Below are 20,853 nucleotides of genomic sequence, written 5' to 3' on the forward strand. Positions count from 1 at the left end.
TCACCAGCGCCGACGAGGAGCCATGAACCAGGCCGGCGACACCGATCTTCGGCAGGACCTGAGCTTCGTCTATCGGATCCGCCGACAGCTGGCCGGCAGCGACGAGACGCTGGTCCTCCTGCACGGCTCCGGCGTCGACGAGACGACGATGATGCCGCTCGGCACGAGCATCGCGCCGGGGGCGACCTTGATCGCCGTGCGCGGGCGCGTCATGCAGGAGGGCAGCCGCCGCTGGTTCACCCGCATCACGCCGACGCGCTTCGGGCAAGGCAGCATTCGCGCCGAGGTGCATGCCTTCGATCGGTTTCTCGACGAGCTGGGCGAAGCCGACGGACTCGATGCGAGGAAGGCGGTCTTCATCGGCTATTCCAACGGCGCCAACCTGCTGAGCAGCCTGATGCTGCTGAGGCCCGGCCGGGTCAGGCGCGCGGTCCTGCTGCGGGCGATGCCGGTGCTCACCCGCGCGCCTGACGCCGATCTTTCCGCCGCGAGCGTCCTGATCCTCGCCGGCGCCCGCGACGAGACCTATGGCCCGTTTGCTCCCGCGCTGGCCGACCTGCTGCGAAGCCGCAAGGCCGCGGTCACGGCGAGGACCGTCGCTGCCGGTCACGAGTTCGGCCCGGAGGACGCGGAGCACGTGCGGGCCTGGCTCCGCCCGGAGGCGGCCGGCCTCGCCAAGCTCCCGAACGGCTTCTAGCTCCGCCCGAGCTGCCGCCGGCGCCAGGCGGCCGGCGGCTCGCCGACGCGGTGGCGGAAGAAGCGGGAGAAATAGGCGGCATCCTCGAAGCCGATCTCGTAGGCGATGTCCTCGATGCCGCGGATGGTGAAGAGCAGGAGGCGCTTGGCCTCGACCAGGCGCCGCTCGCTGACCATGTCCTTGACCCCGCGCCCGCCCGCCCGGCGCGCCGCCTTGTCGAGGAGATGGCGGGTGGTGCCGAGCGCCTCGACATAGCGCTCGACCGGCCAGTCCTCGCGGAAATGCCGGTCGACCAGGCGGCGCAGGCGTGTGGCCAGCGCCAGCGCCGCCGGCACGGCGAGGGCCGGCGCCCCCGCCCGCAGGCGTGCCAGGTTCGACAGGGCGACCGCGATCAGCGGCAGCAGCACCGTGTCGGCGCCGGCGAGCGCCTCGGCATGCTCGGCCTGGATCAGCTCCAGCGTCGCGGCGAGGCGCCGCCAGAGCGGATCCTCCGCGCGGCCCGCGACGAAGACCGGCGTCTCCAGCGGAAGCAAGCTGTGGCCGGCAATGCCGGCGAGCGCATCGTTGGCGATCGACACCACGATCGCGTCGGTGCCCGGCTCGATGGTGAAGCCGTGGACCACGTCACTCGGCACGAAGCTGGCGGCCGGAGCGGAAAAACTCCAAGCTTGCTCCTCGATGCGATAGAGGCCGCGGCCGCAGGTCCAGAAGGTGATCTGCGCCAGCTGCGGGTGCTTATGAGCCGCGACCCGGCCGAAATGCACGGTGTGGCGGGCCATGACCGTCTCGACATGCAGGAATCCGACGTCGAGCGGCCGCGCCGGCTCGCCATAGACGAAGAATTCCGGAATGGCCGAGTCCGGCATTGCCGCGAAAAAGTCCAGGTGATTTACCCAATCCGTCCATAAACCCGCAGCCCCGGCCGGTCTAGCCTCTGCGCAACAAAGGGAGGACGACATGCGATCCGAGGATTTTCGCGCCGACAAGGCGCGCCCGTTCACCGGCGCCGAATATCTGGCGAGCCTGAACGACGGCCGCACGGTCTACATCAACGGCGAGAGGGTGGCCGACGTCGTCTCCCACCCGGCGATGCGCAACTCGGCGCGCTCGCTCGCCCGCCTCTACGATGCGCTGCACGACCCGGCCAGGCAGCCGGTCCTCACCAGCCGGACCGACACGGGCTCGGGCGGCTTCACCCACAAATATTTCCGTGTCGCCCGCTCGGCCGCCGAGCTCGTCGCCCAGCAGGGCGCGATCGCCGACTGGGCGCGCATGTCCTATGGCTGGATGGGCCGGACCGCCGACTACAAGGCGGCGCTGATGAACACGCTCGGCGCCAACGCGGCCTGGTACGGGCCGTTCAGGGAGAACGCCCTCGCCTGGCACAGGCGCGCCCAGGAAGCCGTGCTCTTCATGAACCACGCCATCGTCAATCCGCCGATCGACCGCGACAAGCCGGCCGACCAGGTCAAGGACGTGTTCGTGCACATCACCAAGGAGACGGATGCCGGCATCCGCGTCACCGGCGCCAAGGTGGTGGCGACCTCCTCGGCCCTGACCCACTACAACTTCCTGGCGCAGAGCTCGGCCACCGTCACCGAGGATCCTTCGCTCTCGGTGATGTTCATCGTGCCGATGAACGCGCCGGGCGTGAAGATGATCTGCCGCGTCTCCTACGAGGAGACCGCCAGCCGCACGGCCCATCCCTTCGACTACCCCCTGTCCTCCCGCTTCGACGAGAACGACGCCATCCTGGTGCTCGACGACGTCTTCATCCCCTGGGAGGACGTGCTGGTGCTGCGCGACGCGGCCAAGATCCTGTCGTTCCACCCGGCCTCCGGCTTCATGCACGGCTATTGCTTCCAGGGCTGCACGCGCTTTGCGGTGAAGCTCGACTTCCTCGCCGGGCTGCTGGCCAAGGCGTTGCGAGCGACCGGCGGCGAGGCCTTCCGCGGCAACCAGGCGGCGCTCGGCGAGGTGATCGCGCTGCGCCACATGTTCTGGAGCTTCTCCAACGCCATGGCCTACAACCCCGTGCCCTGGGCGGAGGGGGCGGTGCTGCCGAACCTGGAGGCGGCGCTCGCCTATCGCACCTTCATGTCGGAGGCCTATCCCCGCGTCATCGAGACGGTGCGCCGCACCGTCGCCTCCGGCCTGATCTACCTGCCCTCCTCGGCCAGGGACTTCGCCAATCCGGAGATCGACCGCTACCTCGCCCGCTATGTCCGCGGCTCCAAGGACATGGGCCATATCGAGCGCATCAAGATCATGAAGCTGCTCTGGGACGCCACCGGCACCGAGTTCGGCGGCCGGCACGCCCTCTATGAGCTCAACTATGCCGGCGCGCCGGAGGAGGTGCGGCTGCAGGTGCTGAAAGGCGCCGAGCGCAGCGGCCGGCTCAAGGCCATGGAGGCGCTGGTCGACACTTGCATGGCCGATTACGACGAGAAGGGCTGGACGAGCGAGACCTGGCTGCCGCCGCTGTCGGTGCCGACGGCATGAGGCGCCGCCATGAACAGGCAGATCTCCCGGCAGGACTTTCGCGACGCCATGGCCCGGGTCTGCGCGCCGGTGACGATCGTCACGACAGACGGGCCGGCCGGGCGCGGCGGCTTCACGGCGACGGCGATGTGCAGCGTCTGCGACGAGCCGCCGACGCTCCTCGTGTGCATGAACGGGCGCTCGAGCCAGTGCGACCTGTTCCTGGCCAACCGGCGCTTCTGCGTCAACGTGCTCTCGGACGCGCACAGGCCGCTCGCCGGCCAGTTCGCCGGCGCCACCCGGGACATGGGCGAGCGCTATGCCGCGGCGCAGTGGCAGACGCTCGCCTCGGGCACGCCGGTGCTGAGCGACGCCATCGTCAACTTCGACTGCGCCATCGAGGCGGTGCACCGCATCGGCACGCACAACGTGATGATCGGCCGTGTCGTCGACCTCCGCCATGGCGGCGCCGGCACGCCCCTGCTCTATGCCGACCGTGCCTACATGCAGCCGACGGCGCTCGGCAGCTGAGCCCGGTCTCGGCGATGAAGCCGTGTCGGGTGGCTGCGCCAGCGCAACTCCCTGCCGACAGGCTTGCGGGAGAGCCGGAGGGAAGATGCTCCAGAGCATTTTCCAGCGAACCGGCACCCGGTTCGCGCCAGGAAGATGCGTAAGAACAAGGAAATGGAGAGCATGATCGCTTCAACCTGAAACGATCATGCTCTCGGCCGCGGCCCGACCATCTCGCCGGCTCCCCGGACGCTCTCTCAGGCAAATCCCGAACGCATCGGGAGAGCCCGCTGCGCTACGACTTCGGCGCAATGCTGAAATACGCTATCGCGCAACACTCCTGCCCTTTGCTGGAATTGATGCTCGCGCGATAGATCATATTCTGGTAGGCGCCATCGAGATATGTCTGCCGCTTGTCGTACATCGTTCGAAACAGACTGTTGATTTCATCTCTTTTAGTCATCTCGCCTCCCCAGTATGGCTGGAGATAGACACCATTTGCGTTCGTATAGGGAACAGCAAATTGGTAGGCGTAGCCGGTCGCCTGCTTGTCGTAATCGGTGAACAGGAATATGCCTTCAGCTCCCCGAAAGCCGGCTTTTGCTTCTGCATAGAACATGCTCGCCGCGACGAGGATCGATCCGTCCTCGAGATACGAACGGCCGTTGAGCTGAACTTCGGGCGAATTCAGACTCTCGCCGATATGGCTGACGGGAAAGCTCTTCAGCGCCCCGTGAGTCATGTAGAGATTCCCGGATTTATATCCCTGCGTCCCGTCCCTCCAATTGGTGACGACGAAGTTCGCATCGGTATCGTTGATGACGAGACCGAGTATCTTCGACTTCCGGCCGACGATGGCCCACAACAGGATGGCCGCGGCAAGCACGACGATCGTCGCGATCGCCGACTTCAGTCCGGTGCTTTTCAGGGAGGCCAGCAACGCCGCACGGAAGGCCGTGCCGGCAGCCATCGCGATCCTGACCTCGATCAGGATCGCGCTGCCGACGATCAGGACTCCGGTCGAGAGCGACGATGCGACCAGCGACTCGACGGTGTCCGAGGACGCCATCAGATCGAGGCTTTTCCGGAGGGAGCCGACATATTGGAGGACGCTGTCGCCCTGATACTTCGAAATGATCTCGGCGTTTTCCCGCGTGATGAAGAAATTCGGCTCGAACTCGACCGGCGCGTCGCCCCTGCGGAAGCGAGTCGAGAATGGCTCCGACGAGCTCCCTTCCGCTTCCGTCGGGGGAAAGCCGTCATACCGGTCTATGCCGTCGATAATTCTCTCGCGAAGCAGCCGGGTGCTCTCGGCGTAGCTGTGCTGGTCGGGGTCGAACAGGCTTTTCAGTTCGATGCCGAAACGCCGTTCCCACCCTTCGATCACGGCGAAACATTCGCGGACGAACTCGTCTTCGTAGATGTCGTCTTGCACGTCGCTCATTTTGTTGAATCCATTTGGCTCGGCGCTGGATACGGTGAATGGTCGCGAGGCTGCCGGACCCGGAAGCCGAAGAACGCGGCCCGCGAACAGATCGAACGGCGCAACACGCTCGGCGATCCGGCGACACGATCGACCATGCGCCGGGGGCACTTGCGAATGTCAGAGTGGAACCGTGCTGCACCGTAGCGCTATGTCACCTCCGCGACGGCCTTCGTACGGACCGTCTTGCGGATGTACTCGACGATATCGTCTCGTGGAGTCCTTCGAGGTTCGCCCCATACCACACGTCTTCTCGGCGCCCTCCGTACCGGAACACACCCTGAAGATGTCATGCAAGCACAGACAGAAATTTGACAGAAAGTTTCATGCTCTAGTCGTCACAAAAATATCAAGATCGCCGCTCTTCACGTTGTGACTCACGTGAGAACGCCTCATCATCTCGGAAATAGTGAAGTTTTGCTTGATTTTAGGCAAATGCGACAGTTCGTACTCTAACGCTGGGCTCGTTCGACGTCCAGTCGATACATGCATTCTGCTTCACGGGTCTGTAACGCCGATGTCACGCTCGAGCGCGATCGACCGGCTGCGGCGCCGGAGGCCGGCTCGATCGTGGTCCATGGCGTCGGCGGCCGGATGCGCCGGACGGCTCTGCGTCGCCCAGCCTCAAAGGCGTGGGAGGGCCTGCTCAGGACTCCTCCATCTCGGCCAGGCTCTTGGCTTCGTCCGGCGGCGCGGGATCGGCCAGCTCGCGCTCGATCAGGGCTTCGAGCATGTCGAGCAGCCGGTCGAGCGCCTCGACGCCGTGGCGATGCTCCAGCGCGTCGAAGATCTGCTGGCGTTCGGGCAGGACGGCATCCATCAGGGCGATGCCGTCCGGCGCGATCGCCAGTTGCACCCGCCGGCCGTCGTCGGCGAACTTGCCGCGCGTGATCAGCCTGCGCGCCTCCAGGGCCTTGATGATGCGGGTGAGGCTGGGGGCGAGGATGGAGGCGCGCTCGGCGACCTCGCTGGCATCGAGCGGGCTCTCCTCGCCGAGCACGCGGATCACCCGCCATTGCTGCTCGGTGACGTCGTGGACGGCCAGCATCGGGCGAAAGCGGGCCATCACCACCTCGCGGGCCCTGAGGAGAGCCATGGGCAGCGAGCGGCGTGTGTTCTTCGGCAGCAAGGCGACCTCGACAGCGCAAATCCCGGCAGGCTCGGCCTGATATCGCCGATTCAGGGCGAGGTCACAACCGGCGCCGCAGAGCCGGGCTCTGTCGAGCCGGGCTCTTGACACGGCGCCGAATATATTTAACATGTTAAATATAACCGTCCAGAACAACCGAGGAAGCGCCGTGCCCCATTGCTCGATCGAATATTCGGCCAATCTCGACGGCAGGGCCGACATGTCGGGCCTGTGCGCCGCGCTGTCGCAGGCGATCCTCTCGACCGGCCTGTTCGAGATCGGCGCGGTGCGGGTGCGGGCGCTGGCCTGCGCGGCCTACGCCATCGCCGACCAGCACCCCGACAACGCCTTCGTCGACATCTCCTTCCGCATCGGCCGCGGGCGCACCGGCGAGGAGAAGAAGCGCACGGGCGAGGTGATGTTCGCCGCCGCCGGCGACCATCTCGCCCACCTCTTCGACACGCCGCATTTCGCCCTGTCGCTGGAGATCCGCGAGATCGACGCCGAGCTGAGCTGGAAGAAGAACGCCATCCATCCGCGCCTGCGCGGCCAATGAAGGACCCTGCGATGTCCGAATTCGAAACCAATCTCGCCAAGGCGCAGGCCTATCTCGCCCGCTTCGAGGCCGACGGCGTGCTCAACCATGTCGGCGGCGAAGCCGTTCCGGCCGTGGACGGCGCCTGGTTCGAGACCATCTCGCCCGTCGATCTGAAGCCCCTCGCCCGGGTCGCGCACGGCAAGGCGGCCGATGTCGACCGTGCGGCCAAGGCCGCCAGGGCCGCTTTCCCCGCCTGGGCCGCCCTGCCGGGCGAGGCCCGCAAGACGCTGCTCCACACCATCGCCGACGCCATCGTGCGCCGGGCCGAGGAGATCGCCTTCGTCGAGTGCATGGATACCGGCCAGTCCCTGAAGTTCATGGCCAAGGCGGCGCTGCGCGGCGCCGAGAATTTCCGCTTCTTCGCCGACCGCGCGCCGGAAGCGCGCGACGGCCGGGCGCTGCGCGCGCCGGGCCAGCTCAACGTGACGACGCGCGTGCCGATCGGCCCGGTCGGCATCATCACGCCGTGGAACACGCCTTTCATGCTCTCCACCTGGAAGATCGCGCCGGCGCTGGCCGCCGGCTGCACCATCGTCCACAAGCCGGCGGAATTCTCGCCCCTCACTGCCCGCCTGCTGGTCGAGATCGCCGAGGAGGCGGGCCTGCCCAAGGGCGTGTGGAACCTCGTCAACGGCTTCGGCGAGGATGCCGGCAAGGCCCTTACCGAGCACCCCGACATCAAGGCCATCGGCTTCGTCGGCGAAAGCCGCACCGGCTCGCTGATCATGAAGCAGGGCGCCGACACGCTGAAGCGCGTGCATTTCGAGCTCGGCGGCAAGAACCCGGTGATCGTCTTCGCCGATGCCGATCTCGAGCGCGCCGCCGACGCGGCGGTGTTCATGATCTACTCGCTCAACGGCGAGCGCTGCACCTCCTCCTCGCGCCTCCTGGTGGAGGCCTCGATCTACGACGCCTTCACCGCTCGGGTCTCGGAGAAGGCGAAGCGCATCAGGATCGGCCATCCCCTCGATCCGCAGACCGTGGTCGGACCGCTGATCCACCCCGTGCACCAGGACAAGGTCCTCTCCTATGTGGCGCTCGCCCGCGCGGAAGGCGCCACCGTCGCCGCCGGCGGCGGCAAGGTCGAGGGGCCGGGAGGTGGCTGCTACGTCGCCCCGACCCTGTTCACCGGCGTCGCCAACGGCATGCGCATCGCCCAGGAGGAGATCTTCGGTCCGGTGCTGAGCGCCATCCCGTTCCAGACCGAGGAGGAGGCGCTCGCCCTCGCCAACGACACGCAATACGGCCTCACCGGTTATCTCTGGACCGGCGACGTCACCCGCGCCTTCCGCTTCAGCGACGGCCTGGAAGCCGGCATGATCTGGGTAAACTCGGAGAATGTCCGCCACCTGCCGACGCCCTTCGGCGGGGTGAAGAATTCCGGCATCGGCCGCGACGGCGGCGACTGGTCCTTCGACTTCTACATGGAGACCAAGAACGTCGCCTTCGCCACCAGGGCGCACGCCATCCCGAAGCTGGGCGGCTGAGCCGCCCGGCCAATCGAGAAGAACACGCCCAGGAGGAGCCCCATGCCCTTGCCCAAGCCCAACCTCTATCCGCCCTTCAACATCGTCCGCCTCAGCCATGTCGAGCTGGCGGTGACGGACCTGGCCCGCTCGCGCGCCTTCTATGTCGACACGCTCGGCCTGCAGGTCACCGACGAGACGGTGGAGGCGATCTATCTCAGGGCCATGGAGGAGCGCGGCCATCATTGCATCGTGCTGCGCAAGGCCGAGGCGCCCGAGGCGCGCGATCTCGGCTTCAAGCTCTACGACGAGGAGGACCTGGAGAAGGCGGCGCAGTTCTTCCGGGCGAAAGGCCTGCCGGTCGAATGGGTCGAGCGGCCCTACCAGTCCCGCAGCTTGCGCACCCGCGACCCGCTCGGCATCCCGCTGGAGTTCTATTGCCGGATGGAGCGCCTGCCGCCGATCCATCAGAAATATGCGCTCTACAAGGGCGTGAAGCCGCTGCGCATCGACCATTTCAACTGTTTCTCGCCCGACGTGGACGCCTCCGTCGCCTTCTACAACGAGATCGGCTTCCGGGTGACCGAGTACACCGCCGACGAGGAGAGCGGCCGCTTCTGGGCCGCCTGGATGCACCGCAAGGGCGGCGTGCACGACATCGCCTTCACCAATGGCCGCGGCCCGCGCCTGCACCACACCGCCTTCTGGGTGCCGACGCCGCTCGCCATCATCGACCTGCTCGACCTGATGGCGACGACGGGCTGGGTGGCCAATATCGAGCGTGGTCCCGGCCGGCACGGCATCTCCAACGCCTTCTTCCTCTACATCCTCGATCCCGACGGCCATCGCATCGAGATCTACTGCTCGGACTATCAGACGGTCGATCCGGACCTGGAGCCGATCAAATGGGACCTCAAGGACCCGCAGCGCCAGACCCTGTGGGGCGCCGCGGCGCCGAAGTCCTGGTTCGAGCACGGCAGCCTCTTCGCCGGCGTCGAGCCGCGCAAGGCCAGCCTCGACGCCCAGCCGATCGTCGCGCCCTGATCCCTGGAGAGCCCCATGTCTGCCTCGCCGACATCGCAGCCCGATCGACACGGCCGCCTCGCCACGGTCACGGTCGAGGGCCGACGCCGCTACGGCCTCGTCGCCGAGCGCGGCTTCGTCGACCTCTCCACCCGGTTCGGCAGCGCCTGGCCGAGCCTGCGCGAGGCGATCGAGGCGGGCGCGCTGCGCCGGCTCGTCGAGGAGGCGCAGGGCCTGCCGGCGGACGTTCCGCTCGAGGCGCTGCGCTTCGAGATCCCGGTTTCCGCCCCGGAGAAGATCATCTGCGTCGGCGTCAACTATCCCGACCGCAACGAGGAATATCGCGACGGCCAGGCCGCGCCCGCCAACCCTTCCCTGTTCGTGCGCTTTGCCCGCTCCTTCATCGGTCACGGCACGCCGCTGACGCGCCCGCGCGTCTCCCACCAGCTCGACTACGAGGGCGAGGTCGTCCTCGTCATCGGCAAGGCCGGGCGCCACATCGCCGAGCGCGACGCCCTCGATCATATCGCTGCGGTGACGCTCGCCGACGAAGGCACCGTCCGCGACTGGGTGCGGCACGCCAAGTTCAACGTCACCCAGGGCAAGAATTTCGACGGCACCGGCGCGATCGGCCCCTGGCTGGTGCCCTTCGTGGAGGAAGGGCAGATCGCCGACATCCGCCTGACCACGCGCGTCAACGGCGAGACGCGGCAGGACGACCGGACCAGCCGGATGACCTTCGGCTTTCGCAGGCTCATCGCCTATATCTCGACCTTCACCACGCTGGTGCCCGGCGACATCATCCTCACCGGCACGCCCACCGGCGCCGGCGCGCGCTTCGAGCCGCCGCGCTGGCTCGTGCCCGGCGACGTGGTCGAGGTCGAGGCCGAAGGCATCGGCCGCCTCACCAACGGTGTGATCGATGAAGGAGCGCCGTGATGCTCAGCCCCGACGAGATCGAGGACGCCGCACGGCGCCTGCAGGAGGCCGAGCGGACGCGGCGGCAGATCGACCTGCTCAGCCTGGAATTTCCCGCGGCGACGATGGACGATGCCTATGCCGTCCAGGCCGCGCTCATCCGCCGCAAGCTCGCCGCCGGGCGCCGCACGCGCGGCTGGAAGATCGGCCTGACCTCGCGGGCCATGCAGTCGGCCCTTTCCATCGACATTCCCGATTCCGGCGTGCTGCTCGACGACATGGTCTTTGCCGACAGCGCCACCATCCCGCCCGACCGTTTCATCCAGCCGCGCGTCGAGGCCGAGATCGCCTTCGTCATGAAGGCCCCGCTCGCCGGCCCCGACGTGACCATCTTCGACGTGCTCAACGCCACCGACTACATCGCGCCGGCCCTGGAGATCCTGGACACGCGCATCCGCCGCACCGATCCCGCGACCGGCAGGACGCGCACCGTCTTCGACACCATCGCCGACAATGCCGCCAATGCCGGCATCGTCATGGGCGGGCGGCCGCTGCGGCCGCTCGATACGGATATGCGCTGGATCGGCGCCATCGTCTCGCGCAACGGCGTGGTCGAGGAGACGGGCCTGGGCGCGGGCGTGCTCAACCACCCGGCAACGGGCGTGGCCTGGCTTGCCAACCGCCTCGCCCGCTACGGCTCGGCCATCGCCGCCGGCGAGATCGTGCTCTCCGGCTCCTTCATCCGCCCGGTCGAAGCCCGCCACGGCGACACGATCGTCGCCGATTTCGGGCCGTTCGGCACGGTCAGCGTCTATTTCGGCTGAGACGGAGCGATGCCGGCGCCGGCGGACCGCGCGACGAACGGGCACTCGGCGCAGCACTTCGACGCAGCCGACGGAGCGGAAGACACGGAGATCGACGAGATCTTCAAATGACCACACGCGCAAAGCGATTGACGATAAAGTTCAAACGCCCGCGTTGCATGTATCGAGCGTGTCGATCGTAGTATGATAGGTGTGCACCAAGACGTCGTCCGAAGACGAGTGAGCGGTTCGTCATGGCCGGGCTCGTCCCGGCCATCCACGCGAACGCGACGTCAACCTGTGTTCGCGTGGATGGCCGGATCAAGTCCGGCCATGACGGCGGAGAGCGCAGCGCGCTTATCGGAGGACGCCCACTCCAAGGCGCGGCGTCCGCTGTTTGGGTGGGGGAGGAGCGGAGGCGATCCATGGCACAGACCTACTCCACGATCGGCCTCGCCAAGCCCGATGTCGAGCCGTACTGGCAGGACGTCGTCTGCAGGACTTACGTTCCGATCGGCTGTCATGTCGAGAACGGATCGGATTTCCGCGGGACGGTGCACTACAAACCGATGGGGCAGGTGGAGCTCACGCAAATCTCGGCGCAGGCCGCTCGGTATGACCGGACGCCGACCGAGATCCGCCGTGACGACATCGATGACTATCTGGTGTGCCTGGTGACCACCGGAAGCAAGCAACTCGCCCAGTCCGGGCGTGCAACGCCCATCCGCCCCGGCGAGCTGTGCATGTTCGACACCGCCAGGCCCTATGTCGTCGGCGCCCCCGAGCAGTATGACGCAATCCTGCTGAAGATTCCGCGCCTGGAGTTGAATTCGAGACTTCCTGCGGCCGAACGGCTGTCAGCCATGCGCGTGGCGTCGGATGGCCCCTATGCGCGCCTGGCGGCGGCGATGCTCAGGTCGACGGCGGACATTCTTCTGGATGACGCCGAGCAGGCGCACAGGCTGGTCCCCTCCCTGATCGACCTCGTCGCGCTCGCCTTCGACGAGTCCTTCGTCGGACTGGATCAGGGCCAGCCGCGCTATACGCGCATCGTCGAACGGGCCGAGGCCGTCATCAGGGAGCGGCTTTTCGATGAAGACTTCGACGCTTCGATGATCCCGGCCGAAATCGGCGTCTCGCCGCGGACGCTGTGCCGGGCGCTCGCCCAGCAAGGCATCACGCCGGCCAAATGGATATGGCAAAAGCGACTCGATGCGGCCCGCGACATGCTGGTCGCCAGACGAGGCATGTCCGTGTCGGAAGTGGCGATCACCTGCGGGTTCAGCGATTTTTCTCACTTCAGCCGGGCGTTCAAACGACGATTCACGGTCTCGCCCAGCGCCTTCGTCTCGAAATAGCGGAGCTTTCGTCCTGACGTCACAAGGAACCGGGCTCAGAATGGGCCGTCGAGCACGGCGTCGAGCCGGCTCATGCGCCATGTCTCGCCCTGCTTGACCAGATCAGCCGCATAGGTGCCACCGGTCACCAGGCGGCTCGTTCCGTTCTCCGTGCTGGTCAGATCGAGATAGCAGCGCACGCTCGCGGTCGTGGCGCTCTGCTTCTCGAAGAGGAAGCTGCCGATATTGTGGCGCCGCTGGTCGGTCTGGGCCCGCCGGATCGACGCAAGGACGGCGACGATCTCGTCCCTGCCCCGCATGGGCCCCCAGGCGATGCTCGTGCCGGTCACGACGCCGCCGCTCGTGGCGTCTTCGGTGAAGGCTTCGCCCAGGAGAGCGAAGTCCGCCGTATCGAAGCCCCAGGCGTACCTGGCGATCGCGTCCTGGATCAACTGCCGGTCGGCCGCATTGTGAGACATCGGGCGCTCCTCGATGGAACAGGTCTTCATCCCGGCGCGTCCGTCGCGCCGCGCCGGGAAGCGCTCACGCGAGAAAGGGGTAGTCGGTGTAGCCGAGCGCTCCCGTCGCGTACCAGCCCTCGCGCCGCGGCTCGACGATCTCGGCCGAACGGGCGATCCGGGCGACGAGGTCGGGATTGGCGAGGAAGGCCCGGCCGAACGTGATCGCCTGCGCCTCGCCGGTGGCGAGCAGCTCGGCGCCTTGGGCAATGGTGAGGCCGCCGTTGGCGACGAGCGGTCCGCCGTAGTTCGGGCGCAGCGCGGCCAGAATGAGCTCGAGCTTCGAATTGCCGAACCAGCCATCCATGTCGGCAAAGTGGAGATAGCCGGCCTCCGCCTGGTCCAGCCTGCGCGCGAGATCGCCATATGTGGCGGAAGGGTCGGGGTCCCGCGTGTTGTTGTAGCTCGCATACGGCGATACCCGAACGCCGATGCGGCCGCGCGGGAGTTCCGACGCGATGGCCTCGAACACGTCCATGACGAAGCGGGCGCGGTTCTCCACGCTGCCGCCATAGGCATCCTCGCGCCGGTTGAGGGTGGGTGACAGGAATTGATGCGGCAGGTAGCCGTTTGCGGCATGGATCTCGACGCCGTCGAAGCCGGCGGCCCTGGCGTTGGTCGCCGCGCGCGCATAGTCGGCAACCGTCCGCGCAATATCGTCCGCGGTCATCGCCCGCGACGGCGTGGCGGCGATCTTGACATAGGGCCCCCGGCTCAAGAGGCCATAGGTATCGAGGGCGGCAAGATCGTCGTTCACGCCGCTCGGCGACAAGGGCTGGCGCCCACCGAGGAGGCCAGCAGCGCCGATCCGGCCGCAATGCCACAATTGGCAGAAGATGCGGCCGCCCTCGTCGTGAACCGCCTCCGTCACCGGCTTCCAGGCCTCGACCTGCTCGGAGGTGAAAATGCCCGGCGCCCGATCGAAGCCGCAGGTGTCGTCGTTGACGTAGGTGCCCTCGCTGATGATCAGGCCCGCGGTCGCGCGTTGGCGGTAATATTCGGCCATGAGCCCGATCGGCACGGCGTCCGACGTGGCGCGAGCCCGGGTCAACGCCGGCATCCAGACCCGGTTCGCGAATTCCAGGTCGCCGATCCGCAGTGAATCGAAATAGCTCGCCATACCTCTGCTCCAGGTCGAACGCATCGACCACATGGTCGCTGGCTCGGGGCGCCTTCGGTGTCAGGCCGTCGACACGGGGCTTACGTCCGCAACCTAGCCGGGCGGATCGGATCGAGCTTGACCGACCCGGCCAACCGTATGACTGGGAATGCCAATCTCGGGGAGGCAAACGGCAAGGCCCGCACGGCGGGCGCCGCGACGGCAGGACGCCGTCGCTCCCGGCGACAGTCCGGTTTGGCGATCGTGTCCCAGCATTTGGCATGCTCGGACCAGCGGACGATCGCTCCTGCAGGCAAGATGGCCCAGGCAATGCAGATGCGTCGGTCCGGTTGCCGGCCGCATTCCATCGGTTTCAAAGGTCAAGGAACATGGTCAGCCAGGTCTTCACGCCGTTCACCCTGCGCGGCATGACGCTGCGCAACCGCATCGTCATGTCGCCGATGCTGATGTATCGCGGCCAGGACGACGGCATGCTCAACGAGCATCTCTACGTCCATTATGCAGCCCGCGCGCTCGGCGGTGTCGCCATGATCGGGACGGAAGTGCTCGCGGTCGAGCCGCGGGGGCGGATCAGCGCCAGGGATCTCGGCCTCTGGAGCGACGACCAGGCCAGGGGGCTCCAGCGCCTCGTCGATTTCGTGCAGTCCTGCGGCGTGAGGATCTTCGCCCAGCTGGCTCATGCCGGACGCAAATCCCATCTCGCTGAGACCGCCATCGGCCCATCGGCCATCGCCTATGACGACACGCTCGGCCCCCCCAGCGAGGCAACGCTCGCGGATATCCGGGAGGTGATCGACAAGTTTCGTTTAGCGGCGATGCGCGCCGCGGCAGCAGGCTTCGACGCCCTGGAGATCCACGCCGCCAACGGCTACCTCCTGCACGAATTCCTGGCGCCCGTCGCCAACGCCCGCAGCGACCGCTATGGCGGCTCGCTGGAAAACCGCATGCGCCTGCCGCTGGAAGTGGTCGAGGCGGTCCGCTCGGTCTGGCCCGACGAGAAGCCTTTGCTCTATCGCATCTGCGCCGCGGATTTCGGCACGAACGGAGTGAGCGAGGAAGACTCCGACGCGCTGGCGCTCGAGCTCGCCAGCCGCGGCGTCGATCTGATCGACGTGCAGGCCGGCAATATCCTGCCCGGCTTCGCCGGGACCGTCTATCCCGGATACCAGACGCCCTATGCCGATCGGCTCAGGAAGGTCTCGGGGCTGCCCACCGCGACCACGGGCTCGATTGCCGCGATCGATCTCGCCGAAGAAATCGTCGGCAGCGGGCGGGCCGACCTGATCTTCATGGGGCGCACCCTGCTGCGTGATCCCTTCTGGCCGATCCGCGCGGCCAGGGAGGCGGGCGCCGAGCTGGAGCTTCCGATCGCCACCTATGCCCGGGCGACCGGACCGTTCGAGCGCGGCTTCTGACCGCGGGCCCGGCCCCTTCAGGCTCTTTCCACCTCCCGAGCCGGCAGCGGTCGAGCGGCTGCGAGGCCGCGGATCAGGTCCGCGGCCTTCTCCGCGATCATGACGATCGGCGCGGTGGTGTTGCCGCGCACGACCTTCGGCATGACCGACCCGTCGACGACCCGCAGGCCGTCGACGCCGCGCAGCTTCAAGCTCAGGTCCACTGCAGACTCCGGTCCCGGCCCCATGGCGCAGGTCGAGGTCGGATGAAGCGCGGTCTTCGCGGCCGACAGGACATAGTCGGTCAGCTCGGCCCGGGATGCGCCGATCTTCGGCCCGGGCAGCACCTCGCCGGCCATGTAGCGCGCAAGCGAGGGCGCCGCGATGATGCGACGGGACAGCACGATGCCGTTGACGAGGTTCTCGACGTCCGTCTCGTGCAGAAAATTCCCCCGGACGACCGGCATGTCGGCCGGATCAGTGCTCCGCAACGTGACCGTGCCCCGCGAATGGCAGGTCAGGCACAGCGGGGCGAGCGAGAAGCGGTGCTCCTGGGGCGGGACCTCGCCCCAGGCCGCCGAGGATGCGGCAAAGGCATTGAGCTGGATGTCGGGACGGCCGTCGCCGTCGAGATCGAAGAAGCCGCCGGCCTCGACGACGTTGGAGGCAAGCTGGCCGCTGCGGAACAGCGCCCACTGCAGGCCGTTGAGCGCGCCCTTCAACCCGCGATCCTGCCCGAGGAGACCGATCGGCGCCGCGAGGGCGGCGTCGACCGGCACGAGAAAATGGTCCTGATAATTGGTGCCGATCGCCGGAGCGTCATGGACGACGGCAATGCCGTGCTGCCGGAGCGTGGCGGCGGGCCCCACGCCCGAGAGCATCAATATCTTGGGCGTCATGAAGGAGCCGGCGCTGAGGATGATTTCGCGCCGCGCCCGGAAGACCTGCTCCGAGCCGTCGTTGCGGAGGATGGCGACCCCGACGGCGCGCCGCCCGTCGAACAGCACGCGCCGGACGAGCGACCCGGTCCGGACGGACACATTGCCGCGCTTCAGAGCCGGCGCGAGGAAGCTGCGCGACGTGCTCGACCGCTCGCCCCGATAGCTCATGACCTGGTAGAAGCCGACGCCGTCCTGATGCTCGCCGTTGAAGTCGTGGTTGAACGCGATCGGTGCGTTCTTGCCCGGCAGCTCCACCTCCTGCGCGGCGCGCACGAACGCCTCGGTCAGGACATGCCGATGGGCACCGTCGGAAACCCGCATCGGACCGTCGGTGCCGTGATATCGCCCGGCGAGATGGGCGTTGTTCTCGGCCTTGCGGAAATAGGGCAGGACCTCTTCGTAGGACCATCCCTTGCAACCGGCCGCCGCCCAGTCGTCATAGTCCCGTGCCTGTCCCCGGACGTAGCACATGGCGTTGACGGACGTCCCCCCGCCGAGCGTCCTCCCCTGAAGCAGCGGGAAGCGATTGCCTCTCGCGCCGGGCTCCGGCTCGGTATGGAAGAGGAACGTGCGCTTCGTGCCATGGGTCTTGAAGAAACCGCCGGTCGCGCGAATGAAGATGCTCTTGTCGTGGGGCCCCTCCTCCAGGAGAAGCACCGTCACTCCCTGGTCTTCGCCGAGGCGCGAAGCCACGACACAGCCCGCGGCGCCCGCTCCGACGACGATATAGTCGAACTCTTCTAAATCTGCGCTCACCTGATCCTCCCATGTCCTCGGTCTTTGCGACGCGCCGGCCGTGGCCGCTACGCGTGGACCGTCTTGTTGCGACCGAAGCTGAACGCGCCTGCGGCAAGCAGGGTGGAGAGGCCGACCAGCCAATATTGCCACTCGACGCCGACCTGCATGAACGTCGTCGCGCTGAAGGTCGCCTGGACCAGGAGCGCGCCGAAGGCGGTGGACAGAAACGAGCCGTATCCGCCGCTGATCACGGCACCGCCGAGAACGACGGCGGTGATGCTCATCAGCGTGAAGTTCACGCCGGCCGTTCCGGACCCGACACCGACGGTCGCGGCCAGAACGAGACCTGCAATGCCGACCATGGCGCCGTTTGCGGCGAATGCAACGGCGGTGATCGCCCCGCGGTTCACGCCGAGCTTCTGCGCCGAGGAGCGGTCGGACCCCAGGGCGCGTATCGACCGGCCGAAATGCGTGCGAAACAGCGAGAATTCAAAGCCCAGCGCGGCCATGACCACGAGCAGCGTCACGACCGAGACCGGGCCGATGGCGTAGAGCAGCGTATCGACCAGCGCACTGCTGATCGTGCCTCCTGGCAGCGGCCGCAACGACAGGGACAGCCCCTGCAGGGCGAAGAACGCCGCGAGCGTCACGACGATGGAGGGCAGCTTCAGCCCGACGACGACCAGGCCTTGCAGAAGGGCGATCACCGTCGTCACCAGGACGATCCCGACGCACGCCGCCGTGATGGCGATCGGCGAGGCGCCGTCCGGGATCCAGTAGGACGCCAGCACCACGGCAAAGCCTGCCAACGGTCCGACCGAGAAGTCGATTTCTCCAAGGATCATGAGGAAGAGCTGCCCGAAGGCGATCAACGCCAGCGTCGCGAGCTGGACCTGGAGGTTCTCGAGGTTGTAGGCGGAGAGGAACCGGGCATTTGCCGCGGTCGCGCAGTAGAAGATCAAGGCGGAGACAAGCGACAAGGCGCCGGCCGGAAGCCACTTGCTCTCCAGAATGTGCCGGAAGCGCCCCCTGGCCGAGTCCCTGTCCTGTCGTTTCGGCAGGCCCGCGCCCGCGGTCAGGTTGGCGGCGGTGATCTCGGCATCGGAAACCCGGGCCCCGTTGAGGTCGCAGGCGATGCTGCCACGCGCCATGACCAGAACCCGGTCGCACAGGCCTTCCAGCTCGACGCCGTCCGACGAGGCGACGATGACGGTGACGCCCCGGTTCGCCAGCTCGCGCAGTTCCCGGTAGATGTCGCTCTTCGAGCCGATGTCCACGCCCTTGGTCGGCTCGTCCGCCAGGAACAGGCGGGGCCTGCCGCCGATCTCGCGGCCGACCAGGACCTTCTGCTGATTGCCGCCGGACAGCGAGGACACGCTGGCCTCTGCGGAGGCCGTCCGGATCTTCAGCTCGCGAATGGCCGACGAGACGGCCTCGCTCTCGGCGCCGCGATCGATCATCCCCAGCAGGCCGCTCGGTGCGCTCGCCCCCGCATTCAGGTTCTCGTCGACGGACAGCGACAGGAACAGCCCTTCCCTGTGCCGGTCGTCCGGAACGAACGCGACGCCCGCGGCACGGGCCGCCGGCCGGTCGGCATAGGACAGGCTCCTGCCGTCGAGCACGATGTCGCCGGAACAGGTCTCGAGCCCGGCCAGGGCGCGGATGAGCTCGCGCTGCCCCTGCCCTTCGACGCCGGCAAGCCCGATGATCTCGCCGCGCCTGGCTTCGAACGAGACGTCATGGAACCGATGGCCGGAGAGGTTGCGCACCTCGAGCACCACCGGCATGTCGGATGCGACGGACTTTTCCGGGAAGACGTGCCCGAGGGGCCGGCCGACGATCATCCCGATGATCTCGTCATGCGTGAAGTCCGCGCGCCGGCGCGTCTCGACGAGCTCGCCGTCGCGGAGGACCGAAATGCGATCGGCGATCTCCTCGACCTCGTTCAAGCGGTGCGAGATATAGACGACCGCGACGCCCCGAGCCTTCAGATGGCGGATGAGGGCGAAGAGCTGCGCCACGTCGTCTTCCTTGAACGGCTCGGTGGGCTCGTCGAGGACGAGGATGCTCGGCTTGGAGGCCAGCGCCCGGGCGATCTCGACCACATGCCGCTGGCCGATCGAAAGGTCGGCGATCCGATCCTGCGGCGACACGCCGAGGGATCCGACGCTGACGCGATCGATCAGCGCGGATGCCCGCTCCGCGCCGCCGCTCGCGCCGAGCTCCGGGGCGGACAGGCAGAGGCATTCCAGGACCGACAGATGCGGCGGCAGCGGCGGGTGCTGGAAGGCGACCGAGATGCCGGCGGCGCGAAACAGGTTGGGATCGGATCCGGACATGACCTCGCCGGCGATCCGCACCCGGCCCTCGCTGGCGGAAAGGACGCCGGCCGCGATGGAGATCAGGGTGCTCTTGCCGGCGCCGTTCTCGCCGATGATGGCGTGGACCTCACCCGGGAAGGCCGAGAAATCGACGCCGGCGAGCGCCGTCGTGTTGCCGAACGTCTTGCGCACGCCGTTCAGCTCGAGGATCGCCGCGGCGCCCGGAGCGGCCCGATAGGCCGAAGGACGCCGGTGAGGCGCCGGTCCGCCGTCTCGCGCCGGCCGGCGCCGTGCCTGGCGCAGGAGCTCCGGAACGGTGACGCCGACGAGGATGATCGCCGCCTGGACCATGCTCTGGACGGCATAGTCGAAGCCGAGCGAGACGACGAGCTGGTCCATGAAGATCAGGAAGATCACGCCGATGATCGTCGAGACCACGCTGCCGCGATCCCCGTTCAGCGGGCTGCCGCCGACGATGACGGCGGCCACGGTGGTCAGCATGTAGGATTGCCCCGACAGCAGCGTCGGCGTGACGGCGAGGCCCGCCAGCATCACCCCGGCCAGGGCGAACAGGAAGCCCGCCATGGCGTAGGTGGCGACGTTGTAGCGGCCGACGCGCACGCCGAGCGCCCGCGAAGCCTCGGGGCTGACGGCGGACATGATGAATCGGCGCCCGACGGTCGTCCGCTCGATCACCCATGCCGCGAACAGAGCAATGAGCAGGAAGACGAAGAACAGAACGCAGATCGATCCGATCCGCAGATTGGCTGCCGCGATCAGCGGGTCGGGCGCCGCATGGACCGCGCCGCGCGAGAGGAAATAGACGCAGCCGAACAGCAGCGCGTTGCTGCCGATCGTCATGACCAGGGCGGGAACGCCCAGCCGGTTGATGACCACGCCGTTGAGCAATCCGGCGGCCGCGCCGACGAACAGGGCGGCGCCGGCATAGGCGAGCGTGGCGGCCGGCCCGGCGCCCTCCGATGGCAGCGCCGTCACGATCACGGCCGCCAGCGAGATGCTGCCGGCGACGGAAAGATCGAAGCCGCGCTGCTGGATGACGAGATGCTGGCCGATCGCGGCCACGCCGAGGACGCCGATGAACGGGGCCATCGAGACCAGCGATTCCAGGACGAGCGTGCGCGGCGCGATCATCAGGGCGATCAGCCCGAGCGCCACAAGGCCCAGAAGGGCGCGAAGGGCGGGGCGCTGCAGGAAGCCGGCGGGCTCGAGTCTGTCGAGAAGAGTGGTCAAAGCCACACCCTTGTCGTCTGGAGTGCGTTTGCGCGGGAAGACCGGCCGGCGGCGGGAAGCTGCCCCGACCCATGACCTCGGCGCGCCGTGCGCGCCTCGTCCCCCAGGCGAGGCGGCCGTCCCGG

17 protein-coding genes are annotated in these 20,853 nt (G+C 67.5%); 10 read left to right on the forward strand and 7 right to left on the reverse strand.

Going from position 1 to position 20,853, the window contains the following annotated elements:
- Positions 1-22: 22 nt before the first annotated feature.
- Entirely contained in the window at positions 23-697 is a 675-nt protein-coding gene (locus tag QO011_RS23960; protein WP_307277534.1) for an alpha/beta hydrolase, read from the forward strand.
- Here QO011_RS23960 and QO011_RS23965 read toward each other — a convergent pair.
- Positions 694-1,563, reverse strand: a complete 870-nt coding sequence (locus tag QO011_RS23965) for a helix-turn-helix domain-containing protein (RefSeq protein ID WP_307277538.1) — start codon at positions 1,561-1,563, stop codon at positions 694-696. The genes QO011_RS23960 and QO011_RS23965 overlap by 4 nt on opposite strands.
- A 91-nt stretch (positions 1,564-1,654) precedes the next feature.
- Here QO011_RS23965 and QO011_RS23970 point away from each other — a divergent pair, with 91 nt between their 5' ends.
- Together QO011_RS23970 and QO011_RS23975 are read left to right on the forward strand one after the other, a co-directional pair.
- Positions 1,655-3,199, forward strand: coding sequence for a 4-hydroxyphenylacetate 3-hydroxylase family protein (locus QO011_RS23970; protein ID WP_307277541.1), 1,545 nt, complete (start codon positions 1,655-1,657; stop codon positions 3,197-3,199).
- Between the two features lie 9 nt (positions 3,200-3,208).
- Positions 3,209-3,709, forward strand: coding sequence for a flavin reductase (locus QO011_RS23975; RefSeq protein ID WP_307277544.1), 501 nt, complete (start codon positions 3,209-3,211; stop codon positions 3,707-3,709).
- Positions 3,710-3,983: 274 nt separating this feature from the next.
- Here the strand turns inward: QO011_RS23975 and QO011_RS23980 are convergent, their stop codons facing one another.
- Complete coding sequence (locus tag QO011_RS23980) at positions 3,984-5,132, reverse strand: hypothetical protein (RefSeq protein ID WP_307277546.1); 1,149 nt, start codon at positions 5,130-5,132, stop codon at positions 3,984-3,986.
- 685 nt (positions 5,133-5,817) lie between these two features.
- Positions 5,818-6,267: a homoprotocatechuate degradation operon regulator HpaR gene (gene hpaR / locus QO011_RS23985; protein WP_307278181.1), complete on the reverse strand. Its 450-nt coding sequence runs from the start codon at positions 6,265-6,267 to the stop codon at positions 5,818-5,820.
- A 202-nt stretch (positions 6,268-6,469) separates the two neighbouring features.
- Here hpaR and QO011_RS23990 point away from each other — a divergent pair, with 202 nt between their 5' ends.
- The 6 genes from QO011_RS23990 to QO011_RS24015 all read left to right on the forward strand — a co-directional run bounded on the left by QO011_RS23990 (position 6,470) and on the right by QO011_RS24015 (position 12,466).
- A complete protein-coding gene (locus QO011_RS23990) occupies positions 6,470-6,856 on the forward strand; it encodes a 5-carboxymethyl-2-hydroxymuconate Delta-isomerase (RefSeq protein ID WP_307277548.1) in 387 nt (128 codons plus the stop codon).
- Positions 6,857-6,867: 11 nt separating this feature from the next.
- On the forward strand, positions 6,868-8,385 hold the full coding sequence (hpaE, locus tag QO011_RS23995; protein ID WP_307277550.1) for a 5-carboxymethyl-2-hydroxymuconate semialdehyde dehydrogenase: 1,518 nt from the start codon (positions 6,868-6,870) through the stop codon (positions 8,383-8,385).
- Positions 8,386-8,427: 42 nt separating this feature from the next.
- Complete coding sequence (gene hpaD, locus QO011_RS24000) at positions 8,428-9,408, forward strand: 3,4-dihydroxyphenylacetate 2,3-dioxygenase (RefSeq protein ID WP_307277551.1); 981 nt, start codon at positions 8,428-8,430, stop codon at positions 9,406-9,408.
- 15 nt (positions 9,409-9,423) lie between these two features.
- Complete coding sequence (locus tag QO011_RS24005) at positions 9,424-10,326, forward strand: fumarylacetoacetate hydrolase family protein (RefSeq protein ID WP_307277553.1); 903 nt, start codon at positions 9,424-9,426, stop codon at positions 10,324-10,326.
- Complete coding sequence (gene hpaH, locus QO011_RS24010; RefSeq protein ID WP_307277556.1) at positions 10,326-11,129, forward strand: 2-oxo-hept-4-ene-1,7-dioate hydratase; 804 nt, start codon at positions 10,326-10,328, stop codon at positions 11,127-11,129. The genes QO011_RS24005 and hpaH overlap by 1 nt, the downstream gene beginning before the upstream one ends.
- Before the next feature lie 404 nt (positions 11,130-11,533).
- Positions 11,534-12,466, forward strand: a complete 933-nt coding sequence (locus QO011_RS24015) for an AraC-like ligand-binding domain-containing protein (protein ID WP_307277558.1) — start codon at positions 11,534-11,536, stop codon at positions 12,464-12,466.
- A gap of 35 nt (positions 12,467-12,501) precedes the next feature.
- On the opposite strand, the gene QO011_RS24020 is transcribed toward QO011_RS24015, so the two are convergent.
- Positions 12,502-12,924 (reverse strand): nuclear transport factor 2 family protein, encoded by a 423-nt coding sequence (locus tag QO011_RS24020; protein ID WP_307277561.1) that lies wholly within the window; start codon positions 12,922-12,924, stop codon positions 12,502-12,504.
- A gap of 64 nt (positions 12,925-12,988) precedes the next feature.
- Positions 12,989-14,083, reverse strand: coding sequence for an alkene reductase (locus QO011_RS24025; RefSeq protein WP_307277564.1), 1,095 nt, complete (start codon positions 14,081-14,083; stop codon positions 12,989-12,991).
- A gap of 368 nt (positions 14,084-14,451) precedes the next feature.
- On the opposite strand from QO011_RS24025, the gene QO011_RS24030 reads away from it, so the two are divergent.
- Positions 14,452-15,498, forward strand: a complete 1,047-nt coding sequence (locus QO011_RS24030; protein WP_307277566.1) for an oxidoreductase — start codon at positions 14,452-14,454, stop codon at positions 15,496-15,498.
- A gap of 17 nt (positions 15,499-15,515) precedes the next feature.
- Here the strand turns inward: QO011_RS24030 and QO011_RS24035 are convergent, their stop codons facing one another.
- Both QO011_RS24035 and QO011_RS24040 read right to left on the reverse strand, forming a co-directional pair.
- Positions 15,516-17,174 carry a GMC family oxidoreductase gene (locus QO011_RS24035; RefSeq protein WP_307277567.1) on the reverse strand — a complete coding sequence of 553 codons (1,659 nt, stop codon included), beginning with the start codon at positions 17,172-17,174 and terminating at the stop codon, positions 15,516-15,518.
- Positions 17,175-17,221: 47 nt separating this feature from the next.
- Positions 17,222-20,728 carry an ATP-binding cassette domain-containing protein gene (locus QO011_RS24040; RefSeq protein ID WP_307277568.1) on the reverse strand — a complete coding sequence of 1,169 codons (3,507 nt, stop codon included), beginning with the start codon at positions 20,726-20,728 and terminating at the stop codon, positions 17,222-17,224.
- Positions 20,729-20,853 lie beyond the last annotated feature (125 nt).

Origin of the sequence: Labrys wisconsinensis, assembly GCF_030814995.1 — a bacterium.
Classification (GTDB): domain Bacteria; phylum Pseudomonadota; class Alphaproteobacteria; order Rhizobiales; family Labraceae; genus Labrys; species Labrys wisconsinensis.

Coding starts and splice junctions, on each gene's coding strand:
- hpaR (WP_307278181.1), bottom strand. CDS start 6,267: ATGGCTCTCCTCAGGGCCCGCGAGGTGGTGATGGCCCGCTTTCGCCCG.
- hpaH (WP_307277556.1), top strand. CDS start 10,326: ATGCTCAGCCCCGACGAGATCGAGGACGCCGCACGGCGCCTGCAGGAG.
- QO011_RS23965 (WP_307277538.1), bottom strand. CDS start 1,563: ATGCCGGACTCGGCCATTCCGGAATTCTTCGTCTATGGCGAGCCGGCG.
- hpaE (WP_307277550.1), top strand. CDS start 6,868: ATGTCCGAATTCGAAACCAATCTCGCCAAGGCGCAGGCCTATCTCGCC.
- QO011_RS24005 (WP_307277553.1), top strand. CDS start 9,424: ATGTCTGCCTCGCCGACATCGCAGCCCGATCGACACGGCCGCCTCGCC.
- QO011_RS24020 (WP_307277561.1), bottom strand. CDS start 12,924: ATGTCTCACAATGCGGCCGACCGGCAGTTGATCCAGGACGCGATCGCC.
- QO011_RS23960 (WP_307277534.1), top strand. CDS start 23: ATGAACCAGGCCGGCGACACCGATCTTCGGCAGGACCTGAGCTTCGTC.
- QO011_RS24015 (WP_307277558.1), top strand. CDS start 11,534: ATGGCACAGACCTACTCCACGATCGGCCTCGCCAAGCCCGATGTCGAG.
- QO011_RS24025 (WP_307277564.1), bottom strand. CDS start 14,083: ATGGCGAGCTATTTCGATTCACTGCGGATCGGCGACCTGGAATTCGCG.
- hpaD (WP_307277551.1), top strand. CDS start 8,428: ATGCCCTTGCCCAAGCCCAACCTCTATCCGCCCTTCAACATCGTCCGC.
- QO011_RS23970 (WP_307277541.1), top strand. CDS start 1,655: ATGCGATCCGAGGATTTTCGCGCCGACAAGGCGCGCCCGTTCACCGGC.
- QO011_RS23975 (WP_307277544.1), top strand. CDS start 3,209: ATGAACAGGCAGATCTCCCGGCAGGACTTTCGCGACGCCATGGCCCGG.
- QO011_RS23980 (WP_307277546.1), bottom strand. CDS start 5,132: ATGAGCGACGTGCAAGACGACATCTACGAAGACGAGTTCGTCCGCGAA.
- QO011_RS24030 (WP_307277566.1), top strand. CDS start 14,452: ATGGTCAGCCAGGTCTTCACGCCGTTCACCCTGCGCGGCATGACGCTG.